This is a genomic window from Paraburkholderia sp. LEh10 (genome assembly GCF_017814945.1).
Lineage (GTDB): Bacteria > Pseudomonadota > Gammaproteobacteria > Burkholderiales > Burkholderiaceae > Paraburkholderia.
In genome coordinates this window covers 1-25,107 of the sequence record NZ_JAGIPX010000076.1, presented here as the reverse complement: position 1 = coordinate 25,107, position 25,107 = coordinate 1, and the positions used below count along the sequence as shown (strand labels likewise).

Here is a 25,107-nt window from a genome sequence, read left to right as displayed (position 1 = left end):
CGCGCTAGCGCATGTCGGCTTCGTCGCTGGTTTCGGCGTCGCTCTTGCGCGCATTGTCCTGCGCATGCTGGCGGCGAAAATCCTTCGAATGAAGCCCGTGCTTCTTCAGGAGCATCTGAAGATGCGAACGGTTCATGTCGACGCGCCGCGCGAGTTCGGCGACCGTGCCGCCCACTTCCTGCAGACCGCGCTGCAAGAACGCCTTCTCGGCCTCGTCGCTCGCGGCCCGCTTTGCATCGCTGAGCGACAGCATGTTGGTCACGCTCGTCGAGCCGTTGGCAGCCTCGCTCGCGACGCCGAATATCGACGAGGAAACGGGCGACGTCGGCCGCATATCCGAAGGCAGATGATCGACGTCCGCGATATCGCCGGCGAGGCACGAGATGCGATACATCACGTTGCGCAGTTCGCGGATATTGCCGGGATACGCATACGTCAGCAAAAAGTCCCTCAATTTAGGGGTGATTCTCACAGGACGGCGCTTCAGCGCGCCCGCCGCCTCGTCGCCGAAGTACTGGATCAGCAGCGGTATCTCATCGCGCCTTTCGCGCAGCGGCGGCAACGTCACATGAATGACGCTGAGCCGATAGAAGAGATCCTCGCGGAACGTGCCCTGCTCGCTCAGCTTGCGCAAATTGCGATTGGTCGCGGCGACGATGCGCGTATCGACGCCAATCGGCTCGTCGGAACCGACGCGCTGTATTTCATGCGCTTCGAGCACGCGCAGCAGCTTCACCTGGCCCGTCAACGGCAATTCGCCGATCTCATCGAGAAAGATCGTGCCCGTGTGTGCGCTTTCGAACTTGCCCTTGCGGTCGTTCGTCGCGCCCGTGAACGCGCCCTTCCGATGCCCGAACAGTTCCGATTCGAGCAGGTTGTCCGGAATCGCGCCGCAGTTCACCGAAATGTATGGCTTGTCCGAGCGGCTGCCGTTCGCATGAATGACCTTCGCCATCAGTTCCTTGCCGGTCCCGCTTTCACCGTCGATCAATACGGGCAGATCTGTCGGCGCGGCTTTCTCCGCGATTTCGAGCGCTTCCAGCAGCTTCGGGTTATCGCCGAACGTGCCTTCGAAGATGAAGCTGCGCGCAAGCAACGCCTGCCGTCGCGCACCGCGCGACTGGTCGCCGCGCAACGGCTCGACGACGGCGGCCTGCACGAAGCGCTCCTTGTGCGACATCTGCATCACTTCGTCGCGCAGCGTGCTCGCCTGTTTCAGGAGCTTTTCGATATCCGCGCGTTCGAGCCGCGACGACCAGCGCAGCGTCGAGCGCAGGATCTCGATCTTCTCGATCAACCCCGCGTAGGAGATGGCGGAGCCGCTGTCTTCCGGTTGCTGGTCGAGTATCTTCATCACGCGCTCAACTGTTTCTGGACGAGCTGGTAATACATGCCCTTCCGGTTGACGAGTTCCTCGTGACGCCCCTGCTCGACGATCGCGCCTTCATAGAGCACGAGAATCTTGTCCGCCCGCATGATCGTGCTGAGACGGTGCGCGATGATGACGGCCGTGCGTCCTTTCAGAATGTCGTTCATGTTGCTGAGGATATTGCTTTCCGACTGCGTATCGAGCGCCGACGTTGCCTCGTCGAACACGAGCAGGCGCGGATCGTGATAGAGCGCGCGTGCAATGCACAGACGCTGAATCTGTCCGCCCGAAAGGCCCATGCCCCGCTCGCCCACGATCTGTTCATAGCCGAGCGGCAGCTTGCTGATGAATGCATGCGCGTCGGCCATCTTCGCCACTTCCTCGATGCGGCGGCGATCGGGCGTATCGTCGCCGCTCGCGATGTTCTCCGCGATCGTGCCGGAGAACAACAGGTTGCTTTGCATCACATAGCCGATCTGCGCGCGGTAAAAGCCCTTGTCGATCACGTTCATGTCGTAGCCGTCGACGCTCATCTTGCCTTCGCTCGGCTGATAGAAGCCGACCAGCAGTTTCGCAAGCGTCGTCTTGCCCGAGCCGCTGCGACCGACGATCGCCACCAGTTCGCCCGGCTTGATGTCGAAGCTGATGTTTTCGAGCACATACGAGCTGTCGTTTTCCCCATAGCGGAAATACACGCCGTTCAGGCTGATGTCGCCCTGCAGGTCCGGCAGCATCACGCGCGACGGCAGGTCTTCCGGCTTCTGCTCGGGCTCGATGTCGAGCACGTCGCCAAGACGCTCCATCGCGACGCCCGCATCGTTGAGCATGCTCCACAAGCTGACCAGACCCATCAGCGGCGTCAGCACGCTGCCCATGAACGCATTGAATGCGATCAACTGGCCAATCGTCATTTCGCGCGCGAGCACGAGGTTCGCGCCGACCCAGAGAATCGCAATGGTGGTCGCCGCGTTCAGCAACTGGCTGATAAAGCTGATCAGAATATTGAACGCGTGAGCGCGGTATTGCACTTCGAGCGCCTTCGCATACTTCTTTTCCCAGCGCAGGCGCACGGGACGCTCGATGCCCATGCCCTTCACCGTCTCGACGCCCGACAACGCCTCCATCAGGAACGACTTCGAATCCGTCGCGGCGGAAAAGGTTTCGCGCGCGTAGTTCTTGATCTTCGGCGTCGCGATCAGCGTGAGCGCCATGATGGGAATCACGAAAGCGATCAGCACGAACGTCATCTTCGCGTTGTAGAAGAACATGATCGCGAAGTAGATGAACACCATCAGCAGGTTGAGCGCCGTCGTGACCGTCGATTCCGTCAGGAATGCGCGTATGGTCTGGTTCTCCTGGAAGCGCGCGAAAATATCGCCTGTCTTGCGCTTGGCGAAGAACGAGAACGGCAGCGACATCGTGTGCTTGAAGAACTGCGACATCATCGCGAAGTCCATGTTGCGTACCATGAAGTTCGACAGGTACGCGCGGATCATCGTCATCAGCTGCGAGAACACATTCGAAATGATCAGGCCGAGTATCAGCAGATGCAGCAGGCTGATGTTCTGATGCACGATCACACCATCCAGGATGTTCTGAATGATCAATGGCGGAATCACGCCGAGCACCTGGATCACGAACGTCGCGAGGCACAGATGCATCAGGATCTTTTTATACGGCGTCAGATAGGCGACGAAGCGCAGCCACGGCGAGCGCGCCGCCGATAGCTGAACGAGATTCGGACCCGGCGTGAACAGCAGACAGGTGCCGCTCCAGCCGCGCTCGAAGTCTTCGAGGTTCAGCTTGCGAAAACCCAGAGCGGGGTCGGCGAGCCATACGTGATCCTTCGACACGCCGTACACGATGATGTAGTGGTAGCCCTCCCAGTGCACGATGAAAGGCAGATCGAAGCCGCGCAGCGAATCGAATGTGCATTGCACGCCGCGCGCCGAGAAGCCCAGCGCTTCCCCCGCGCGCGCGAGACTGTCGAGCGTCGCGCCCTGCGTCGTCACGTTCGCGAGCTCGCGCAGCTTGCCGAGTGTCATCGGGATGCCGTAGTTCTTGCAGATCATCGCGAGACACGCGGCGCCGCAGTCCATCTCCTCGGCCTGCTCGATAAGCCCGAAGCGGCGGATCACACGTTCGCCGAATTCGGGCTTCGAGTGCAGATCGAGTCTGAGCGGCTGCTTGCGGCGCTGCTCGATGCGCTTTTGCCGGTCCAGTTCGCGATCGGCGTACTTGATGCGATCGTCGAGCACCTCGCGCAGCTTCGGATTGCGCTCGAGCATGAAATGCACGGTACGCTCTGGAATGACGAGCAGCCGCGTGTCGGTGGTCGCGATCGCCGACGCCGCCTGCTCCTGCCGCATCAGGCACGCCTTCTCGCCGAAGATCTCGCCTTCGCGCAGCGTCGCGAGCGTATAGTCGGTGCCGTCCTCATGGCGCACGATGCGCACTTCGCCCTGCCGCACCACGTACAGGCGCCGGTCGTCGCGCCCGTCCTGCTTGAGGATTTCCTTGCCCGCGCTCACACGCTTGACGCCCACGCTGCGCACGTATTCTTCGAGTTCTTCCTTGTTCAGCTTGCCGCGCAGGTCGAATAGCTGCGCGACGAAGCCGCCCGCCGAATTGATCGCGACATAGCTCGCGACGAACGCGAGCGCCGCCTGATTCCCGGTGATGATCGGCTCGATCGCGGCGCGCGGAATGAACAGCAACTCGGTCTTGCCAGAAGAACGCACCGACGACTCATGCACGTAAGCGCGCAGCATTGCAATGTCGGCGAATACTTCGCCCGTCTTGCGCACGCCCATGCTGATCTCTTTGCCGTGCTCTTCCGTGAAGATGCGCACCGAGCCGGACTTGATCACATACAGGCCATCGGCGGGATCGCCCACGTTGCACACCGTTTCGCCGAACGAATAGAAGCGCGACTGCACGTGCTCCACCAGACGTTCGAGTTCTTCGCGCGTAAACGGCGACAGTATCTCGACCGTCGACAGGAAGTCGGCAATGGAAGGCGTGGTTTGCGGTGCATCCATGGTGGTTGCGGTCCCCGGCAATCGCGCGTGTCAGTCAGAGCGCTTCGATGAGGTGTTCCTGCGCGCGCGTCATCAGCCACTGTTCGCGCAACAGCCGTTTGATTTCCGACGCGACATCGGCGTCGAGTTGCGCCGGATACTTCGCCGTCACGGCGAAGATCTCGAAGCATGAGCGGTCCGGCGAAGCGAACGGCCCGAGCAGATCGCCGACTGCCGCATTGAAGATCTTCGCTTCGATATCGGGTTTCAGCGAGCCGCGCAGCACTTTTCCGATCACACCGCCCGAGTCTTTCGTATCGGCGATCGAATGTTCGCGGGCCATGTCGGCGAATGCGTCGGGATCGTCGCGCAGATACGAGATCATTTCCTTCGCTTTGCCTTCGTCGTCGAGCAGGATGTGGCTCACTTCGAGCGCATCGAACTTCGGCGAATTCATCGAGAAGTACTCTTCGATCTCACCGTCGCTGCCGACCCTCTCGAGCATCTTTTCCTGATAGAGGCTGTCGGTGACGAACGCCTCGAACTCGTCGAGGCTGACCTTGAGCGCGTCGAGATACTGGTTCATGTCGGCTGCGCGATGCAGCCCGCGCACGCGCCGGAACTGATCGGCGCGCTCCTGGATATCGTCGGCGCTCACGATGACACCCGCCTTCTTCGCGGCGTGCACGGTGAGCTTGTCACGCACCATCTGCTCGATCAGGCCTTCGAACTGGCCCGTGAGTTTCAGCAGGCGTATGAATTCGCCGACATCCACGACTTCTTCATCGATTCGTACGATCGCGGTCATCTCGTCCGCTCCTCTAGTGGTGGCCCGAGAACAGGCGGGCTGGCGGTTGTACTCCCGGTTACGCTTTCATCCATCGCGTTCAGTCGACGGGCCGTTTAACCGGCCAGTTGCCTGAACGGGTCCAGCCCCAGGTCGATCATCCGCCGTTCACGCACGACGATTTCGGCGCTCGCCGTCATGCCATAACGCAACGGGTAGCGGTTTTCCGCGACCTGGTAGTAATTCTTTTCGAGCTGCACGCGGCCTTCGTAGACAGGCTGCTTGTCCTGCGCCGACGGCTTGGTCGCCGGCGAGATATACGCAAGCGTGCCGTTGATGAGCCCATAACGCTGATACGGAAACGCGTTGAATTTCAGCTTGACGGGCATGCCTTCGTGCAGGAACGCGCGGTCGCGCTCGGCAATCTCGATCTTCAGCACGGGGCGCGCATCCTTCGGCGCAATGCCGCCGAGCGGCGCGTTCGCCTGGATCTTGTCGCCCGTTTGCGTCGACGTGACATCCGTGATGACGCCCGAAGTCGGCGCGAGTATCAGCAGGAAATTGTCCTTGTCGATGTTCTCGAAGCGGATGCGCGCGGCGGCGTCGGCCACGAGGCGAGCCGTCTGCAATTGCAGACGCAGCTTTTCTTCCGTGCTGGTGATGTCGCGAATCAGATCGTCGTATTGCAGTTGCAGGCTCGTCGCCTGCCGGCCGCTCGTTTCGAGTTGCGCATTCGCTTCCGCGTATTCGTGACTGAGCTTGAAATCAAGTTCGGCAAGCCGCGATTGCGCGACACGGTACGCGTTTTCCGCTTCCAGATACGTGTTGCGCTTTGCCTCCACCTGCAGTTCGGCAACGCCGCCGCCGCCCGGCTGCGCGAACAGACGCGCATACTTGTCCGCTTCCTGGCGCGCGGCGTCGCGCGTGCGGCGCGCATTGTCGAGCGTGCTGCGGGCTTCTTCGAGCTGCGCTTTCTGGCCTTCCGCGAGCTTGGTCGTGCCTTCCGAAATGCGGTTCTCGTGCAGGCGCTCTTCGACTTCGAGCTGATCCTTCAGCGCGGCCGCCTTGCGCTCCATCAGTTCCTTCTTCTGCGGAAACTCCTTCCATTCGCGCTCCGCATCTTCGAGTTTCAGCTGCGCCTGCAACGCATTGGTCGCGGCTTCGATGGCGCCGCGCGCATTCAGCCGCGCGAGCACGTCGCCTTTCGACACGGGTTGCCCCTCGGCGATGTAGAGGTCCGTCAGCTCGCCGTCAATGGGCGCGTAGATGCGCCGCACATCCGACTCCGGCGCGAGTGTGCCCTGCGCCGTGACGATCACGTCAGCGCGTCCGATGAACGACCACAACAGGCCGGCCACGACGAGCGCGACCAGCGTCAGCACGAGCCCCTGCGCAATGCGCAACGGCTCCGCCGTGAGGATCGCGATGCCCTCGGCGCTGTGATCTTCCAGCGCTTCGTAAAGCGGCTTAGGGTGATTGTCGCGCTTCACTTTCGTCCGTGCCTCCAATCAATGCGAGCTTGGATTTCAGCAAGCCCGGCTCGAGCACCATCCGCAACTCCTGCAGCGAGCGGCGCTGCAATTGCGTCTCCGCGTCGATGTCCTCCAGCAACTGGTCCGAGCCGTCGGGATGCGGCGCTTTCAATTGCGTATAGACGCGCATGCCCTGTTGCGCCGACGCGTACGCGCCCGCCAGCAGTCGCGCCTGATTGCGAAAGCCGTCCGAGATGCCCGCTTCCAGACGCTGCGTGCCACCGATCGAGCCGTTGCCGCGATACTGCCGCCACAACGACTGCGCGCGATTGATCATGTCCTGCGCGCGCGCCAGCGCCCGGTCGCGCAGCGCACTGACATCGCCCTGCACGGCACGCACGTAGTACGCATCTTCGACCGGGTCGAGGCTGGCGTAGAAAGACAGGAGTTTGTCGTCGCGATCGCTTGCGCCGCGGTTTTTCTGCAGGTCGGCGAACTGGTCGACCAGCGCCTTCTTGTGCGCAAGCTCGGCAGCGAGCACGTCCGACCACGGTCCCGCCGGCATCGCCTGCAAGCCGGCCAGCGCCTGCTGGCTATCGCCGTTCTGCCACGCGGCGCTCACGGCATCATGCTTTGCCATGATTTCAGCAGACGGCAGGCGGCCCGCTATCAACTGTTTGTACTGCGCCTGAAACGGCGGCGTGTCGAAGCGCGCTTTCTTCATCAACGCAAGGAGTGGCGACAAATTGCGCGCCGTCATTTCCTTGAAGATATTCGTGTACTGACGCAAGTCGCCGCGCAATGTATCGAGCCCGGCAAGGCGCGGATAACGCTGCGTGTAATCGTCGAGCACGGCGGGCAGCGCGTCGGGCTTGTCGCGCCCGAGCTCGGCCGCGATAGTTGAATTGAGCCGGTCGATCGCCGCGAGATACACCGAATCGTCGCTTTGCAGCTTGCGCAAATGACTCAGCGCGAGTGCATACGGCTCGGTGAATTCCGGCACATACGATGCTATGCGGTCCAGTATGCGCTGATGACCTTTTGCGTCGTCGTCCCAGCGCTTGAGCAGGTTGCCGATGTGGGCTTCGTCCTGATAGATGCGAATCGGCGCGTCAGGGCCGCCGCGTCCAACGACGAAACGCTCCAGATCGCCGACCCATTTCAACTGGTCGATCAGCGCGATCGCATCGGGATTGCCGTCGCTCGACGCGCGCATGCCATCGACGATAGAGGCCGCGCGGTCGAACTGCCTTGCGTTCAATGCGGCGAGCCAGCCCGGCACGCGTGCCTTCATCAACGCTTCGCTGGCGAGGCCCTTGATCGCGTCGCTCATCGGATGACGCTGCATCGATGTCTTGGCCACGTCCACGGCTTCTTCGTACTCGCCCGCCGCGAGCAGGTTCTTCACTTCGCGCTCGGACGCGCCGCGCAAATAAAGCATGACGCCAAAGCCCGCAATCACAACGAGCGCCACCAGACTGCCCCAGCCGATGCGCCGCAGCGTCGTGCGGTCGCCGCCTGCGAACGTGCGCGCCAGTTCGGTCATCAACAGTTGCCAGCGGCGGCGCGGACGGCGCGACTGCGTTTGCGTCGCGTCTTCCGGCGTCAACGGCGGAGCGTTCTCATTGACCTCGTCTTCGCGCTGCAACGCGCGGTCGACACAGAAGATGTCGAGAAACGAATGCGCCGCGCCGACGAAGGTCGTCTTGTCAGGATCTTCCGCGGGCGCGGGCGCGGCATTCGATGCAACGGGCGCAGCGGGAGCAGCAGCCGAAGCGGGCACGCCCAGCGCTGCGGCAGGCGGCGTCAGCTGCGTCAAGGTGGGCTCGATCTCGAACGTCTTCGTCAGCACGATCCGATAGACGAAATGATCGCCGCCAAAGCCGACGACATCGCCGTTTTGCAGCGCCACAGCCGATTCGCCGAGCCGCTTGTGATTGACGAAGGTGCCGTTCGTGCTGCCGAGATCTTCTATCCAGGGCTCGCCGCCCTTGAGAAAGACGTGCGCGTGGCGCCGCGAAATGTAATTGACCTGATGCGGATAGCGGTCCTTATAGCGCGCGAACAGCTCGTCCGTCTTGCTGACGAGAAACGGAAATGCGGCGATGTCGATCGGCTCCAGCCCGAGATCGGTTCGCTCCGGCTTGAGCGTGACGTTCACGTGCTGTACGGCGCGTGCGGATACGGCACTGAACGGACGCGGTTCGATGGCGACGCGATAGGTCAACTCGCCGCCGAAGCATAGTTCGTCGCCGGCGCGCACGCGCGACGGCGTCTGCCGCACGGCGTTGCCGTTTACCGCCGTGCCGTTCTTGCTGTCGAGATCCGCGACATAGACGGCGCCGTGCTCCCTAAAGATGCGCGCATGACGCCGCGAAAGTCTCGCGATCAGATCGCGCGGATAGTCGTCGAACGGCGCCTCGCTGCGGCCGATCGCGAACAGGTCGTCGACGATGCGGATCGGACCCAGGGACGGATGCGAGACGGGCAGCAGCAGGACATCGAACTCCTTGTCCAGAGCCGCCCGCATCTCAGCAATCGGAGCTTCGCCGGGATTCATCTCTTTGCATCACTAAGCGGGGACATCTGACGCGAAACGTCAGAACAGAGCTTTCTACAGACTCGGCGGCCAGCGCATTCGACGCAGCCGCCGTCTTCACCCGATGGGCGGCTAATCTGGAATTGTAAGTCACGCATGGTGTTAGTCAATTGTTGGCCTGGCTATTGCGGTCGGTTCAATGGAAAGCACTCGATGCAGCGGCTTTAAGAAACGTGCCAGCGTTCGCCTTCGACGAGAGAGTACTTCTGGCGTCGCGCGCTACGGGTCTTCGTGGCACGCCCTTCCCACACCTTTATTGCTTCACTTGCGTCTGCACATCGACTGCCGGCCAGCCGCCGCCGAGCGCCTTGTAAAGCTGCACCGTGTCGGACAGTATTAGCTGGTGATTCGTCAGCAGATCGAGTTGCGCCTGCAGCAGCGTGCGCACCGTCTCGAAGACTTCGAGTTGCGACACCACGCCTTCGCGCAATTGCGACTGGATCTGCTCGTTCACGACTGTCAGGCGCTGCACTTCCTGTTGCAATTCGACGCGCTGCTGCTTGTGCGAATCAAGATTGACGAGTGCGTTCTCGACTTCCTCAAATGCGGCCATCACGGTTTGCCGGTACTGCTGTTCGGCGACGGCCATTTGCGCCTCGGTCGTTTTCACGTGAGCCCGCACGCCTGGGTCGAGCAGCGGAATGTTGATGCTCGGCATCAAGCCGAATGTGAACGACTTGAGCAGTTCCGACAGCGCGAAGCTCGCCGTGCCGCCGTGAGCCGTCAGGCTGACAGTCGGCAGTTGCGCGAGCTTTGCTTCGCCGACGAAGTCGTACCCTTCGAGCACGCGCAATTCGGCTGCGACGATATCGGGCCGGCGCGACAGCAGTTGAGAAGGCAGTCCGCCCGGCACGGGCGGCAATTGCACGCGCTGCTGCAGGTGGCCGACAGGCACCGTGAACTCGCCTGCGGGAACGCCGATCAGCGTGCACAGCGCGTTGTTCGCCAGATTGCGCGAGCGGCGCAGATCGAGCAGATCCTTCGTTAGACGATTGACTTCCGCCTGTTGACGCATCACCTGCGTCTTCGGGATCAGACCGTTGCGGTTCATGCCTTCATAGATCCCGAGTATCTTGCGGTTCTCGTCGACCATTTTTTGCTGCGTGTCGATCTGGTCGTCGAACTGGAGAATCTGGAAGTACGTGATCGCCACGTTCGATACCAGCTCCAGATAGCCCGCGCGCCAGTCGGCCTCCGTCGCGTGGAATTCGGCCTTTTGCGCCTGCACGCCTTTTTCGACCTTGCCCCAGATATCGATGTCCCAGTTCACCTGGGCGGCGAGGTTGTACTGCTTCGAAAACGGCTGTCCCGTCACTTTCTGGAAATTCGCGCCTGCGCCGAGATCGGCGGTGGGCAATGCGCCCGCCTTTGCTTCGCCGATTTGCGCGCCGGCTACGTCGATGCGCGCGGCCAGCACCTTGATGTCGAAGTTGCCCGCGATCGCCTTGTTGATCAGGTCGTCCAGATACGGGTCCTGGAAGCCCTTCCACCAGTCGGGCACGATGGTGTCGGCGGGCGACACGAGCGAGCCCGTCTTGTCGGACCACGCCGCCTTGGTGGGTGTATCGGGCCGCTTGTAGTCGGCCTGGCGAACATCGACGCAGCCCGCGAGCAACGCAGCGCACGCGGCAGCGGTGGCAAAGGCGCGAACGACGGTGACGATGCGGCGCTTGCGCGGCGCTTGTTGACGCGCATCCGCGTGACAGACGGCGGATGACCCGAAGTGCGAGCAGCAGGCGACAAACGAATCAGGCAACGCAGACACGATAATCTCCGATCTTTCCCGGCAGTACTGCACGTGCAAAGCGCGCCATTCAAGTAAAGCACGTCCGGCGCGGCATCTCTATCGATGTCGGCGGATTTCGTTCGGCGTGGAGTTCGTGCGGTGACCCGGCGGTCGTGTGGACAGAACGATTGGCTTTTCGATCTTTTTGACGATGCTGTTGCAGCAGGCTCCCGTGCTTTCCCCGAGCCCCGCGAAGGCGAATCCTCCGCGGGTATCGCCCTGCCTAGCGAACCGACATCACATTGTTGGCCGACATCGTCGGGACAATGTTCGTGTTGCCGCCGCTCATGTTGTAGATCGTCATCGCCTGATTGACCACTTGTGGCGCAGTGACGTGCAGGCTGCTGTCGAAGTCCAGGTTAAGGCCCGAGAAGAACGACGGGAGGTCCGTGAAGCCGCCGCGAACAGCCTTCATCGCGTTGCTGCCGAGTTCTTCTGCAACGGGCAGGTCGTTGATCATCAGTGCGCTCATGACAGTTCTCCGAAGAGGGAAGCGAAGGTGTTTCGTTTGACGCGAGCATCTTGTCTGCTCGAACCTCACTAATGCACGGGTCGTGCCAGTCGCACGGCCAGTGCCGCGAAAAACCTGCAAGGCCCTTCCGGCATTCGGTTGCGTGTCAGCCTGCCCGTACGCGGACGCAACCCGCCCGCTTCGCTTCCTCTGTCATGTGCCGCCAAGCCGCCAACATTCGCGATAAAACTGTTGGCTCGCCGAAAACAGCGCGCTCATGGTCGGCACGAGCGAGCACACACGTTCGTTCACTTCGCGATCACGGTGATCTTCTTCGAGTAGACGGGCGGATTGTGCGGCACGTGGTTTTGATCGCCCATCAGCAATTGAATCGTGTGCTTTCCGGGTGGCAGCGTGAGCGTCGTCTCCGTTTCCCCCGCGCCGAAATGCAGATGCTGGCGGTCGGAAGGAATCTCCTGGTCCATCGGCATCGGCGGCAGATCGGTGTCGATCAACAGGTGATGGTGGCCCGTATTCGGGTACTTGACGCCCTTCGGCGCGACACCCATGTACCGCAAGCCGAACCACACGCGAAACGGCTTGTTGGCGGGCACGGTCTGTCCGTTGTTCGGGTAGCCGATATACGCATAGGCATCTTTCGGCGCGGGCGTCGGCCCGGCCCATGCCATATTCATTGAAGCGAGAGCGGCAAGCGCCGCGGCGGCAACGATCCTGATCATGGCTGATGTTCTCCGTCTTGCGCGCTTCGCGCCGAACCGCCGGCGCAAAGCACGCGCGTGCTCACTTCACGATGATGGTGATCTTCTTCGAATAGACGGGCGGATTATGCGGGACATGGTTGTGGTCGCCGAGCAGCAGTTGCAGCGTGTGCTTGCCGGGCGGCAATTCGATGCGCGCATCCGTTTCGCCTGCGCCGAAATGCAGATGCTGCCGGTCCGAAGGAATCTCCTGATCCATCGACGGCAGATCGGTATCGATCAGCAAATGGTGGTGTCCCGTGTTCGGGACATTGACGCCTTTAGGGCACACGCCCATGTTGCGCAAGCCCATTCGCACCCAGAGCTTGCCGCCCGTGATGACAGTGCCATCCGCCGGCCAGATGATGTACTCCTCGGCTCCGGGCGGCGAAGGCGTGGGTCCCGCCAACACTTGTGCCGAAGCGAGAAAGAGCGCGCCGAGAGCCGCCAGCCTTATTGTTCTTTGCATTGCGCATTCTCCCAGGGAGGGTCAGTGCTGCTTGCTTCCGCTTTAGCTTAGGACGTAACTTGTCAAAAAGATACGCCATGCTCGTTAACGTTCTGACGTTCCAAGCGCGTGCTATCGTTGATAAGGATGGTCTATGCAATTGCAAAGCTTCAGGAGGCTATGGGAAGGCGCACACACACTCGCGCGGCAAGCGGCCCGCTGCGCCACGCACCGCAGCGCAGCGAACAGTTGCCGTTCTGATCGCGCCCGTTCGTCCGATCGCGAGGCGCTACCCGGCGCCTCAAGAACAACCAGGATCTGAAAAATGTGGCGAAAACTCCTGCTGGTATGCATGATCGGAGCACTCCAGATGCGATGGGCCGATGCACAAGCGCTGCCTCCCGGCGCGGGCGCTTCCGCCACGAACCATTTCGCAAGCGCCGCCCCCGGGACCACGGCGCGCAAAGTTGCACTCGTGATCGGTAACGGCGGCTACGCTGCCGGCGCGTTGCCCAACGCGGCGCGCGATGCGCAAAGCGTCGCCGACATGTTGCGCGCGCAAGGCTTCGACGTCGTGTTGCGCATCGACGCGACGGCGCAACAGATGCGCGACGCGCTCGCCGATCTCGGCCGGCGTGTGCAGCCAGGCGGCACCGCGCTGTTCTATTTCGCGGGACATGGCCTGCAGGCGGGACACGCGACATTGCTCGCTTCCGCTAGCGCGGACCCGCGCGCACCCGCAACCTTGCTGACGGCAAGCGTCGACTTGTCGAACGTGCTCGCGACGCTGTCCGCACCGCGCGCGCATGCGCTCAACGTCGTCGTTCTGGATGCATGTCTGACGCAACCATTCGCGCCGGGCGCGGCGGCCACCGCGTTGCCCGCGCAAACGCTGGTCGCCTACGCGACGGCACAAGCCGCGCAAGCGGCCGACGGCACGCGTCACGGCATCTTCACGCACGCATGGCTGCGCGAAATGGCCCGCTCGCCGGGCCAGCCGCTCGACGCGATGTTCGCGCGCGTCGCGCAACGCGTGTCGGCGGAAACGGGCGGCGTGCAGCAGCCCTGGACGGCATCGTCGCTGACGCAGCCGGCACCTGTCTTCGCGTCCCGTTCGTCGACGCTCTTCGCCGAGGACTCGTCGAATGCCGTTGTCGATCTGCATAGCCGCGGCATCCTGCCCAAGGACAGCAACGAACAATACGAGCTGACGTTCTGGGAATCGATCAAGGACAGCAACTACGCAAGCGACTATGAAGCGTATCTGAAGGCGTATCCGAATGGCCGCTTCGCGACGCTCGCGAAGGCGCGCATCGAGCGGCTCAAGGCCTCCGCGTCCGCGACGCCGCCCGCAACGCATGCCACGCCGGCACCCGCACCAGCCCCGTCGCGGCCCGCCGTGACTGCGCCAGCCCCCGCCCCGGTGCCCGCGCCGCAAACGGCGCCCAAAGCCGCGCCGACGCCCGCACCGGCACCCGCCGCAACCGCGCGCGCGGCGGCCGGCGGCGAGAGCAAGGACTGTCCGGCATGCCCCGTGATGATTTCGTTGCCGGCGGGCACGTTCACGATGGGCAGCAGCTCCGACGATCCTTCCGAGAAGCCGCCGCATCAGGTGACCATTTCAGCGCCGTTCGCGATCGGCAAGTACGAGGTGACGGTCGAGCAATGGAACGCGTGCGCCGACGTCAACGGATGCCCGAAGCTGTCGCCCGAAAACAATTCGGTGAAGAACGCGCCCGCGCGCGATCTCAGTTGGGATGACGCACAGGCGTATGTGAAGTGGCTCAGCAAGATCACGGGCAAGCCCTATCGGCTGCCGACGGAAGCCGAATGGGAATACGCGGACCGCGCGGGCACGACGACGAAGTACTGGTGGGGCGACCAGATGCGCAAGGGCATGGCGAACTGCAAGGATTGCGGCGACCCGTATCACAAGGAAGGGCCGGAGCCTGTCGGCTCTTTCGCGGCCAACCCGAACGGGCTGCACGACATGAACGGCAGCGTCTGGGAATGGGTCGCCGACTGTTGGCATAACTCGTACCAGGGCGCGCCCAACGACGGCCGCGCGTGGGACGCGCCAGGCTGCAACGTGCGCGTGATTCGCGGCGGCTCCTGGCGCGAAGGCAACGACTACATGCTGACCTCGACGCGCTTCAAGTACAGCTCCAGCGTGCGCCAGTCGCAGGACGGCTTTCGCGTTGTGAAAGAGCTGAAGTGACTGGCGTGACGGAAGCGGCCTGAGCCCGCGCTTGCGCACGGCGCGAAGCGCGCGGGAAATACGGCGTGCGCGTCAATGCGCGCGCGCCCTGCTCGTGATCTGCGCGAAATCCACGACGATGCGCTCCTGACCGTACTTGCCCGCAATCTGCTTGAGCCGCGTATCGAGCGCGTGCAGATAGTCGGCGCGCGACTCGCTCTCGGGCCGCGGCGCGTCGAACAGCGGCGCGGGGGTGATCAGCAGCACGACCAGCTCCTGGCCGAACGGCTTCGAAATGATCCAGTCGCCGCCGCTGCCGACGGTCGCCGAGTAGTGCGCGGGCGCCTGGTTATCCTTCGCGCGCGGCCCCGGCACCATATGCACGACGCTGCCGTCGAGCACGAAATAATCGATGTTCACGTACGAGTCATAACCCGGCGTCCTCACATCGACGACGAGGGGATCGCCTTCCGTCAGCACGCCGTTCGGCATCCGCGCCGTCAGGCTCGCGATGTGACCCGCCTGCCAGTTGTGCGTCCAGTACGGACCGAGTTCCTTGAGCACATCGCATTTATCGTTGCTCACATGCTGCACGTCGACTTTCGTCGATGCGACGCCGGGCAAGGTCGCCAGGCGCTCGTTGACGAGCGCCTCGCCATGAGGCGGCACGAATCCGCGTACATGCACCGCGCGATCCTGAACGGAAGCCGCGAGCGCGGAGCATGGCAGCGATGCGAGCGCCGACGTGACGGCCGCGAGTGTCGGCGGCGCCGGTGTGCTGGGCGGCGCGGCGGCGGACGCCACGGAAGGCGCCGACGGCGGTGCGGGCGTAATGGGGATGACGGGCGTCGCGGCGCTCGTCGAGGGCGGCGAGCCGCCTTCGGATGCGCCGCCCGCTTGCGCCTCGTTCTCCTGCTCGAGATTCTGCGAGGCCCGATAGAAGTACAGCGCGCCGCCCGCCGCACATGCGAGCGCGAGTGCGGCCACACCGGACTTCATCAGCATCCGGTTCCGGCCGGCAGCCTGGGTCGCCGGCTTCGAACCCGGCGCACGTTCCTGCGCGCCGAACTCGTCGACGAAGCGCGCCACCGACGGCATGCGCGCCTTGCGGTCGAACGCCAACGCCGCACGCAACGCGCGCCATTGACGCGAACTGAGATTCTCCGGCCGCTGCGGCTGGCGATTGGCGGCACGCGCTTGCGTCGCCGACATGCGATCGAACGGATGACGGCCCGTCAAAAGCTCATATGTAATGCAGCCGAGCGCGTAGATGTCGTCGCGTGGGTCGGGCTCCAGATGCTCGAGCATTTCCGGGCTCGCGTAAGCGGGCGTCAATGCGCCAAGACTGCCCGGATCGAACACTGTTGCATCGCTCTCCTCCTCGGGGCGCTGAAACACGCGCGCAATGCCGAAGTCGATCACCTTGACTTCGCCCATATCCGTGAGAAACACATTGGCGGGTTTGAAATCGCAATGTACGAAGCCGCGCTCGTGCGCGTACGCGAGCGCATTCGACATGCCGCGCACGATCGGCAGCGCGGACTGCACGGGCATGCCCTTGAAATCCTGCGTGCGCAGAATCTGGCTGAGCGGCTTGCCGGACAAATACTCCATCGTCAGATAGACAATGGCGCCGTCGCGATCGAAGTCGTAGACGGTGACGATGTTGCGGTGAGCGAGCACCTGCGCCTTGCGCGCTTCGCGCTGCAACGCGATCAGCGACTTCGGATTGCCGCGGAACTGCGTGTTGAGAACCTTGATCGCGAGATAGGGCTTGCGGTCGGACGCTTCGAGCTTGCGCAGATCGAGCGCCTTGTACACCGTGCCCATGCCGCCGACACCCAGGCACTCTTCGAGCACGAAGCGGTTGTTCAACGTATCGCCCGTGCCCTTCACCTGATCGAGGCCGGACGCGCCGCCGGATGCATCGCTGGTCTTCGCGGGCGGCGGCGTCATCAGGCGCTCGGGAACCGTTTGCATGCGCGTTTCCTCGCCGCCCGCCGCGGCAAGGTTGGAAACGGGCATCTGCTCGATCCGGCGACGCACCAATGCGTAAAGGTCAGGAGGCAGCGGCTTCCTGATATGCGCTTCGCCGAGTATTTCGAGCAGACGAGCCGAACCGAGACCTTCCGTCGTCAGCGTGCTGTCGAGTTGAGCGACGAACGCTTCCTGCGTGAGCGCGCCGCTCTGAAAGTCCCGAATCACGTGCGCAAGGCTAGCCATGTGTTCAAAGCGCTGCAGCTCCCGTTGGCCGAAGAAATTGCCTGTCGTAACCAATTACATGTGCTCGTTCGATAGTAGCGCGCACCTATGCCTTTCGCAAACCAGGATTGGCCCCTCGGCTGCCGGGCATCATGTGTCGCGAGGCATCCAACAGCCGGTCGTGTTCAGTTGGCTGGCCGGCGTCGGCGCTGTGGCGGGCCCAGCCGCGCGCGCGCCGCTTCGGCGCTGGCGGTGCATGCCGCGAAGCCCTGTGCGTAAAGGCTTCGCCGCGCGTTCGCATGACGCTCGCGTGACTGCCACACCTGATGCATGACGAGCGAAGATCTGTCCGTTGCCGCACAACGCTGTCCGTGGCGGCCATGTGTCAGCCTCGTCCTTCGCGAGCAGGAAATTCGACGCCGACAACAGCAAGACGGTCAACGCCCGGCAGCTTGTAAAACACGCTCAGCAACAATGACGACGACTTCGCATTCACCTACTCATCTTCCGATGAACGGGTGCGCGCGCGCATGGCGTCCGCAATGCTGCCCAGCGCACATCGCAGCAGGCCTGAATTACCTATACTTGTGTTCGAGCCATACGCGTTGCCGTCTTCGATCGAAGCGCAAAATCGGCCGCAACGGCGCCACGCGACTTTTTTCTGGAACAGCCATGTCCAAGCTCGTCATCAAGGATCTTTCCGAAAGCGTCGAACTCGATCGCGCGGCAATGACTGCGATTGTCGGCGGTGCACGAACGGGTGGCCGCTTCTTCGGCGTCACCGCGCAGGCGTTGCCGGCTGCCACGCGCGTCGTCGACTATCCCGTGGGATTCCCGACGGCCGCTCGTCAGCCCGTCGACGAGCGCATACCGCCGCAAAGCCTCCTGCGCAAATAGCGGCCCGTTTAGCGGGCTTTCACTGTTGAGCGTGCTTCGCGTACCACCCGCCCGTTGGGTGGTACGTGCTTGTGCGTCGTGTTGGTGCGTCGTGTTGGTGCTTGTGCTCGTGCTTGTGCTCGTTCTCTTGTGTCGCGTCCGCGTTCGGGATCGCGTTTCATCGAAGGCGTCTGTTTCTTTCCGCCAACCGTTCGCGCGCAGCCGTATGGCCAGCGCCAACACAATTGCGTGAGTGAAGCTGCGACGCGTACGCGTACATCTGGGCCGCACCGCTTATTCCCTTGCGTAGCGGCCTTTTCAACGGGCAATGTTTGCTACCGCTCATAACGCGGCTGAATCGGCATATCCGTTGCGGAATAAATAGCGAGCGCTGAATCGTGCTCGTTTAACCGCATCGGGAGAATTGCCATGAAAGCCACTGTCGTCATCAAAGACCTGCCCGCGCCTACCGACCTCGATCGGAAGGAAACCGTGCTGACAGCTGAACGGATGAAAAGCATCGTTGGTGGAAGAAGCACTGTCGTGACTGTCGACGGCACGCATTCCGGCACCGTAGACGACTTCGACATCAACACCGCGATCTTCGAAGGGCGTATCAAAGGACCCATGATTATTTGAACGCGGTGCGGATCGCTGTTGCGCGAAACGTACTCGCGAGAAATAAGCCCCTCTGTGCTGTCAGGGCATCGGGGGGCGTTGTGCTGTCGATCATGCGCGCCGATCGAATGAAAAGAAGCAGACGCATCACGGGATGACGCGTGCGAGACATCCGGTCCCGCGTCGGTGAGCATGCTCTATGACCGGTGCCGAACCCGATCTTGAAGTTGCAGATTGCGCACATGGCAACCCCTCAAGGCGTGACGAAGTTGAACCAGAAATCGAAGTTGTCGAGCCAGTGAGAAAGGACTCTGAGGCTGCGGCGCCGGCAGCCGCACACGACGCGCAACGATCGCGTGCATTGTTCACGACACTGTCTCGCTGCGAGTCGTGCGACGATCGCTCCGCCATCAGGGCACCACGCCACGGCCGCCGCACCGTCCTGCCAGCCCGATGCGATCCATAGGCACGAGGAAACGAAGATAACCAGCGCCGCAGAGCCTGCGGAGAACAAGGCAAGACCACGGTCGAGAAAAGCATGCCGCGAGCCAATCCGCCAATGACGAAACCGAGGCCGCCAGTTCCCTTTTTCGTGAACGATGATATGACGCAAACTAAGGCAATCGACCCACAGATCAACCAGTTGCCGCAAGCGCGAGAGCGCGCTGGATAACAACGCCGCCTGCCAGGTCGTCAGTTCGTCGCGGGCGGGGTCGAGTTGCGCAATACGCGTGCGCAATAGCGGCGCCTGCCGCTCGGGGTCTTCGCTGAGCGGCGCATCCATCCAGCGCCCGATATCGCGCAGCAGTTCGTCGAAGCCCGCAGGAACGCCAAGGTTCGATTTCCGCGCGGCCGCGAGTATGTCCGCGAGTGCCGACGTAATGGGCAGTATCACTTGCATCCGGCCTTGCAGCTCGTCGCTGCGAGCGAGAATCGCGGGGCTGACATGATCGTAGGCCAACTGACTCAACAGGAATTCGAAGCCGCGGACACTCGATGCCATCTTCTGGCGGCTTGCTGATACAACCACGCCCGCCACCCGCCCCGCCAGCGACTCTTTCGCGTAAAGAACGGCCTCGCGGAACCATGAGTCGGTTCGCTCGATCAGCGTCGGGGCGAGCCGGCTCGGAAAAAACACACTGCCCACGATGCTTGCGCAAACGATGCCAAGCGTGATTTCCTCCGTTCGCGCCACTGCCACATCGAAGATACTCAACGGGTTTGACAACGCCGGTAGCGCAATGACGGACAGCGAATAACTGGCGAGCAGGAAAACGTAGTTGCGCGCGGCTCGCGTCGAGATCGAAATGTAGACGAACACGCCCGTCCATAACGCTATCAACGCGCTCAACAGATAAGGCGTCTCCGCGAAAGGCGGCACGAGGGCGACGGAAGCGAGCGCGCCAAGCACCGTGCCGATCACGCGATACAGCGCCTTCGACCTTGTGGCGCCGACAAACGGGTTCGACACGATATAGACGGATGCCAGCGCCCAGTACGGCCTCGGAAGGTCGAAGTAGAACGCGATGTAAAGCGCGAGCATTCCTGCAAGGAAGGTCTTGAACGAAAAAATCCAGTCGCGCAGCGAAGGGACATTCATCGGAAAAAATCGCGTGGGGAGTTGGGTCTGTTGACCGGCAGCCGGCCAGGCTCGCAATAACACGACCAACAGTGTCCCGCGTTTTTCCAGAATCTGCCTGGTCGATCACACATGCCGCGCGTGGCTCAACCGGCGCATTGCCGCGGCCCTAATGCCAGAAGGCAGCTACGCAGACAATTTCCGCACGGCCCAATTGCATGCGCTGCCATGAGCAGCGCATGCACCTGCTACGCACTTCGACTTTTCCGGCGCCGACCTGCACGACGCCTCGATGACCTGACGTGAATGTCTCCGTGTGTGATATGTAGTCAGGGGCCGATTGCACGATGAACGTCACAGCCAGTCCGTCTCGAAGCTGCTATCGGTGAGAGAGACACAGCCATTCTCCGCGAGCACGGCCTGTTGCTCGAGCTTGACGCCCTGAGTTCCGCCTTCCGCACCGATGTAACTCTCGACGCACACGGTCATGCCGACTTCAAACATGCCATCGTAGCCTGAGCGTTCCCAGTCCACCTGGTGCGCAATAGACGGATACTCGTCAACCGTCCCGATGCCGTGAGCAAGTCAGCAGTATCTGTTCTTGATGAAGTGGTCTGGAACCTTCCATGCCTTTTCCGGGAACTCGCGGAACGTCATCCCCGGTCGCAAAAGCTCCGTATTGAAGTGGACCTGGGCGTACGCATGCTCGTACAACTTTCGCTGCTCATCCGACGGGCGACCATCACCGACAAGCCACGTGCGGGAGATGTCGGAGAGCAGTAAACGAGCAGAATAGCTGCGGCCACATCGATCGAAGCGCGCCCGCCCGAGCAGGTGATGCGGCGGCGGTCGATAACAAACAGCCGGTCCGCGACAAGATTACGTTCGTCGACACCCCGGGAAGCGCTCGACAAAGTCCCAGTAATGGAACCGTCGAAACTGAAGTTCGCCGTCGCCGCGCCGAAATTGACCCGAGTACATCAGGCCACAAATCTCATGAGGCGAAGGACCCGGGTGCGGAAAAGAGGCCGTGCATCAAAGCCATGCGACGTGTACTCAGCGCAGACTTCTAACCTGACTCGGCGTGACACTTCCGGCAAACCGATTGCCGAAATGGGTTCTCGTGTAGTTGACGACAGCAGCGACCTGATCGTCATTCATCGCATCGCCAAACGATGGCATCGCCTTTCGGCCATGCAGTACGTTGACGATGACGTAGGGTGCTGCTTCGACTGCCGGATTGTCAGCGAGCGCGGGGTAGTGACCCGCGCCCTGTGCGCCTTTTCCATCCGGCATATGGCATCCCGCACAGGTAGCGTTGTAAAGCGCTTCGCCGCTTTTTTCGGTGAAGCGGTAGCCCGGCGAAATCGTGAAGGTGCGTGGTGCGTCCTGCGCCACGGCCTGAGCCGACACCGTCTCGGCTCCCATCAGCAAGCCCATCAGCATCACGCTGACAATCAGCGTCGGCTTATCCATTGACGATTCTCCGATGCAACCGGGTGATCGCATCCAGTGACGACAGCACGGCGCCTTCCTGCCATGCAGGGATATGGGAAGCGTGCTCTCCGGCAAGGACGATCCGTCCGTCGATCTCACAGAGATTCGCGTAATGCGCTTCTCTCAGCGCGTCCGTCCATGCGGCGAAGCAGCCATTCGTGAACGGTGATCGGCTCCAGCTCATCGCGAAGCCGTTCTGGTACTCACGCGCGTACTGCGGATGAATCTGGCTGCCCTGGCTCAACGCGACCGCGATCCGGTCCGCAGGGGGCAGCGCACCCATTTCGTAGCTCGCGGGCCCCCACATGTAGGCGCCGAGCAGCACGGCAGGACCCGTCGATCCGTACCCTGTTGCCGGATAGCCGATCGTCGAGATCGGCAGGTCAGTATGCGTAATGCCGCCGTAGATCTGCTCGTCTTCTTCCCAGAATCGCCGGCCGAATTGCAATCCGATTTTCACGGATGTCTCGTAGGGCACGGCATCGATCGCAGCGCGCATGGCCGGGCCGACCGCAATGTCGATCTGACTCAGAATCGAGAGCGGAATCGTGCACACCAGCCAATCCGCGTGCGCGTTGCGTTCGGTCCGGGTGGTCGTATCCGTGTAGCGCACGGTGACGCCTTGCTCGTCCTGCAAGATGGCCGTGACTCTCGCGTTGAACACAACGGCGCTCGCGACCTGCGAGTGAAGCGCATGGGCAATCCTGTCCATGCCGCCGACGGGTTGGAAAATAGTGCTCTGATAGTCCTGCTCGTTTCCGGACGAGAGCCATTGCCACAAACGCGATGCAAGCAAAGGGTCGCGCGGCAGCAGATCCGACGGCACGGCCGTGGGCATCAGCCCACCGCCATGCGCGGTCGCGAATCCGCGGCGTTCACTGCTTCGCCGGCCCGCCTGATAGCGACCATCCCGATCGAGCGCCCCCCATTGGCGCAGTGATTCGAGCAGCAGATGCGCATCGTCGACTGACAACGCATCATCGAGTGCGTCCTTGCAGACTGCTTTTGAAAGCAGTTCGGCGATATAGCCTTGATAGTCGGTCTGCACCGCCCGGAATCGTTGCGGCTTGCCACTGAAAGCCTCTGTCGAATGCAGGTATGCGTTGTAATTGACCTGGATGAACGGCTCGAGCGGCACCTTCAGACGTTTTGCGTAGTCGAGTACGCCTAGGTGGTGATACGGAATGCGCCACGGCCCTGGGTTCAGATAAAGCCCGTCAGCGAAATCGCAGTACTGGGTTGCACCGCCGAGTTCTGTATAACGATCACCGCCCCTGACAGTCCAGCACCGACCACCTGCGCGGCCGTTGTACTCCAGCACCTGCACGTGGTAGCCCGCGTTCCTCAATTCAAAGGCCGCGACAAGGCCAGCCATGCCCGCACCGAGCACGAGAATTCGCGTTCCTTTGGGCGCGCCATCGAGTCTTGCCGGTCCGGCGTAGGTCGAAGAAGCTGCAAAGCCAAGTGTGCCCATGCCTTGCATCATGGCGGCCGCGCCGAGGTTCCTGCCGATTAGCGTCAGCAGGTGCCGGCGGCTCATTACATTTGCGGTCATTCTCGACATAAGGACGTGGTGCCCCGACTGGAGAGAAACGATGGCGAATGAAATCAGATGGCATCCCGGTTTGCAAAGGCCCGAGTCATCAGCATTTGTATGCTTGGGAATTGCGTTTGGGTGTACTGCAACGGACTCGCTTATTTTATGCGATCAACCGTCGAGCGTCGTGAGCCGAACACCACAAACACCGGTGATGAGCACACGACGTTGGTCGTCGCGCCCCCTGTTGTGGCGCGAACGTCAGGAGGCTGCCTACCCCAATGAAATCGGGCTTGAGACGAATTACAACGATGAACGGTTTCTCGTCAACAAGTGCGACTGTCCGTTACCAGCGTCACGCAGGTTCCGCGTCACAACAATTACCTGCGAGAGCAGCCGCAAGTTCCGGCAGATGGTCGCAGGCCTTCGCGTGACTCAGATGAGGCGGCTTCATATCTGCCATCGGACCCTCGTCGACTGCCCGATCGATCTGCGCCAGCAAATCCGCAATCAGCGACTGCCGCCTGCGAAATGCGGCACGCCGGTTTGATGGAACCTCGCTGATGTCGCGGTGATATGGGCGTAACGGCAGCACGAACCGCCCATCGACCTCAACGCCACCGAGTTCACGCCAGAAGCCGTCATAGTCTGCGCTGAACTGAACCGCCGTTGCGGCGGAAACGTGCGTCTTCTTCGTCACGCCAGTGAGCGCTTCTACCCTTGCCATCCTGCAGAATTCACCAACGGCTTCCATCACGGCCGCCTTCGGCCGCAAGCCATGGCATGCGCGGGTAGCCTCGCGCACCCGCTCCCGGTCCGCGCCGGCGGGCCCTTGCAGGCCCCCGATCAGCACACCCCGTTTCCCCGATTCGGGATGCCTTTCAAAACTGATGGTCGCCCATGCAAGGTCGACCTGTGCGAACACGTCGCGCCAGGCGACGGTAAGCAACCCTTCGCGCCAGCAGCGTACCGGCTCGCTCACCACGAGCGCATAGCTCCCACTCGATGCCAACGTCACGTATTCCGAATTCAGATAGAGCCTGCGGACAAGACCTTCACCAAACAGCTCCCGAACGACGTGAAAGTGACTGCACAGTAGCTCGGCACGCGCATATGCAGGCATATCGGCTTGGGCGAAGCAATGAAAGGGGCGCTCGAGAAAGCGCCGGTTGCGGGCAGCAATATCCGCAAGCAGAGAGTTCGTCGTCAGTGCCTTCAGCCAGATGCGGGCTGCAAACGGGTTCAGCAGTGCGTACATCAGCACGCGGACCTGCCGGAAGAGGTCATGGGGGGTTCGCCCGGGAATAGACCTGGACAGCAGGTGACGGACTTCAGAAATTGACATCATTGGGCCGCGATCTGTTTCCATTTTCACGAACGGTGCAAGCACGGAGGCAGCCGCGGCAAATACGACAGTCGCCGCCAGCGAATTTATCTTAAGGACATTCCGGACAATGTACCCTGGGGCACTTTCTTCTGGCTTCACAGGAATTTTCTTCAGGTCAGCTGACGGCGTTTCGATTCACAACTCGATGCGCCACGAATGTCGACCCGGCATTTGCAAACCGAACCGCCCCGCGCGTCACTTCGTGATCCTAATCGACTGCGGCGAAACAGAACCCCGCCTGCTAATTTTCGATAAACGCCTTCACGCACGGCATGTACGAGTCTCCCTCGAACATCTCATGCGAGCATTCTTACAATTATTTGACTGAACCCGCCGGATTACACAATATTTCTAAACGTAACGCGATGCTACAGCAGATTTCGTTAGACGCCTAGCGCTTCAATGTCCGGGCGACACGATCGCGTCAGCCCTGAAACCGGGTCCATGTCTTTCCGGCGCCGTAAACGCAGCAACCCCGCTTTTGAGGGCGGGGTTGGTGCATGGGGTAAGGAGCCTGACGATTA

The 25,107-nt window shown here is 61.9% G+C and carries 19 protein-coding genes and 1 pseudogene; 3 read left to right on the top strand and 17 right to left on the bottom strand.

What is annotated here, in order from left to right; genetic code table 11:
• Positions 1 to 4: 4 nt before the first annotated feature.
• From J8I87_RS37205 to J8I87_RS37165, 9 genes are all read right to left on the bottom strand, one after another.
• A complete protein-coding gene (locus tag J8I87_RS37205) occupies positions 5 to 1,354 on the bottom strand; it encodes a sigma-54-dependent transcriptional regulator (RefSeq protein WP_245254431.1) in 1,350 nt (449 codons plus the stop codon).
• Entirely contained in the window at positions 1,354 to 4,410 is a 3,057-nt protein-coding gene (locus J8I87_RS37200; protein WP_209937350.1) for an ABC transporter transmembrane domain-containing protein, read from the bottom strand. Before J8I87_RS37200 ends, J8I87_RS37205 begins: the two co-directional genes overlap by 1 nt.
• A 34-nt stretch (positions 4,411 to 4,444) precedes the next feature.
• Positions 4,445 to 5,197: a peptidylprolyl isomerase gene (locus tag J8I87_RS37195; protein ID WP_209937348.1), complete on the bottom strand. Its 753-nt coding sequence runs from the start codon at positions 5,195 to 5,197 to the stop codon at positions 4,445 to 4,447.
• Positions 5,198 to 5,292: 95 nt separating this feature from the next.
• Positions 5,293 to 6,666 (bottom strand): HlyD family efflux transporter periplasmic adaptor subunit, encoded by a 1,374-nt coding sequence (locus J8I87_RS37190; RefSeq protein WP_209937347.1) that lies wholly within the window; start codon positions 6,664 to 6,666, stop codon positions 5,293 to 5,295.
• The gene (locus J8I87_RS37185; protein WP_209937346.1) at positions 6,644 to 9,208 is read right to left on the bottom strand and encodes an FHA domain-containing protein; all 2,565 of its coding nucleotides are present in this window, start codon (positions 9,206 to 9,208) and stop codon (positions 6,644 to 6,646) included. Before J8I87_RS37185 ends, J8I87_RS37190 begins: the two co-directional genes overlap by 23 nt.
• Before the next feature lie 292 nt (positions 9,209 to 9,500).
• Positions 9,501 to 10,910, bottom strand: coding sequence for an efflux transporter outer membrane subunit (locus J8I87_RS37180; protein WP_313068071.1), 1,410 nt, complete (start codon positions 10,908 to 10,910; stop codon positions 9,501 to 9,503).
• Between the two features lie 346 nt (positions 10,911 to 11,256).
• On the bottom strand, positions 11,257 to 11,505 hold the full coding sequence (locus J8I87_RS37175) for a hypothetical protein (protein ID WP_209937344.1): 249 nt from the start codon (positions 11,503 to 11,505) through the stop codon (positions 11,257 to 11,259).
• 287 nt (positions 11,506 to 11,792) lie between these two features.
• Positions 11,793 to 12,224, bottom strand: a complete 432-nt coding sequence (locus tag J8I87_RS37170) for a DUF4399 domain-containing protein (RefSeq protein ID WP_209937343.1) — start codon at positions 12,222 to 12,224, stop codon at positions 11,793 to 11,795.
• A 61-nt stretch (positions 12,225 to 12,285) separates the two neighbouring features.
• The gene (locus J8I87_RS37165) at positions 12,286 to 12,711 is read right to left on the bottom strand and encodes a DUF4399 domain-containing protein (RefSeq protein ID WP_209937341.1); all 426 of its coding nucleotides are present in this window, start codon (positions 12,709 to 12,711) and stop codon (positions 12,286 to 12,288) included.
• Between the two features lie 304 nt (positions 12,712 to 13,015).
• Here J8I87_RS37165 and J8I87_RS37160 point away from each other — a divergent pair, with 304 nt between their 5' ends.
• The gene (locus J8I87_RS37160) at positions 13,016 to 14,908 is read left to right on the top strand and encodes an SUMF1/EgtB/PvdO family nonheme iron enzyme (protein ID WP_209937340.1); all 1,893 of its coding nucleotides are present in this window, start codon (positions 13,016 to 13,018) and stop codon (positions 14,906 to 14,908) included.
• Between the two features lie 72 nt (positions 14,909 to 14,980).
• Here the strand turns inward: J8I87_RS37160 and J8I87_RS37155 are convergent, their stop codons facing one another.
• Complete coding sequence (locus tag J8I87_RS37155; RefSeq protein WP_209937361.1) at positions 14,981 to 17,110, bottom strand: serine/threonine protein kinase; 2,130 nt, start codon at positions 17,108 to 17,110, stop codon at positions 14,981 to 14,983.
• Positions 17,111 to 17,761: 651 nt separating this feature from the next.
• Between J8I87_RS37155 and J8I87_RS37150 the strand changes: the two genes are divergently transcribed.
• The gene (locus tag J8I87_RS37150) at positions 17,762 to 17,986 is read left to right on the top strand and encodes a hypothetical protein (RefSeq protein WP_209937339.1); all 225 of its coding nucleotides are present in this window, start codon (positions 17,762 to 17,764) and stop codon (positions 17,984 to 17,986) included.
• A gap of 408 nt (positions 17,987 to 18,394) precedes the next feature.
• Positions 18,395 to 18,604, top strand: coding sequence for a hypothetical protein (locus J8I87_RS37145; protein ID WP_209937338.1), 210 nt, complete (start codon positions 18,395 to 18,397; stop codon positions 18,602 to 18,604).
• Positions 18,605 to 18,836: 232 nt separating this feature from the next.
• On the opposite strand, the gene J8I87_RS37140 is transcribed toward J8I87_RS37145, so the two are convergent.
• The 7 genes and pseudogenes from J8I87_RS37140 to J8I87_RS37120 form a co-directional block, all read right to left on the bottom strand.
• Entirely contained in the window at positions 18,837 to 20,183 is a 1,347-nt protein-coding gene (locus J8I87_RS37140; protein ID WP_313068069.1) for an FUSC family protein, read from the bottom strand.
• Between the two features lie 333 nt (positions 20,184 to 20,516).
• Positions 20,517 to 20,666 carry a hypothetical protein gene (locus J8I87_RS45250; RefSeq protein ID WP_245254429.1) on the bottom strand — a complete coding sequence of 50 codons (150 nt, stop codon included), beginning with the start codon at positions 20,664 to 20,666 and terminating at the stop codon, positions 20,517 to 20,519.
• A gap of 81 nt (positions 20,667 to 20,747) precedes the next feature.
• On the bottom strand, positions 20,748 to 20,930 hold the full coding sequence (locus J8I87_RS45245) for a M24 family metallopeptidase (protein WP_313068070.1): 183 nt from the start codon (positions 20,928 to 20,930) through the stop codon (positions 20,748 to 20,750).
• A pseudogene (locus J8I87_RS45240) lies at positions 20,900 to 21,092 on the bottom strand (GlxA family transcriptional regulator); the annotation flags it as partial. The gene J8I87_RS45245 and the pseudogene J8I87_RS45240, both read right to left, overlap by 31 nt.
• Before the next feature lie 126 nt (positions 21,093 to 21,218).
• Entirely contained in the window at positions 21,219 to 21,638 is a 420-nt protein-coding gene (locus tag J8I87_RS37130) for a cytochrome c (protein WP_209937337.1), read from the bottom strand.
• Positions 21,631 to 23,199 carry a flavin monoamine oxidase family protein gene (locus J8I87_RS37125; RefSeq protein ID WP_409518869.1) on the bottom strand — a complete coding sequence of 523 codons (1,569 nt, stop codon included), beginning with the start codon at positions 23,197 to 23,199 and terminating at the stop codon, positions 21,631 to 21,633. Before J8I87_RS37125 ends, J8I87_RS37130 begins: the two co-directional genes overlap by 8 nt.
• A 352-nt stretch (positions 23,200 to 23,551) precedes the next feature.
• Positions 23,552 to 24,682: a DUF535 family protein gene (locus J8I87_RS37120; protein WP_209937335.1), complete on the bottom strand. Its 1,131-nt coding sequence runs from the start codon at positions 24,680 to 24,682 to the stop codon at positions 23,552 to 23,554.
• Positions 24,683 to 25,107 lie beyond the last annotated feature (425 nt).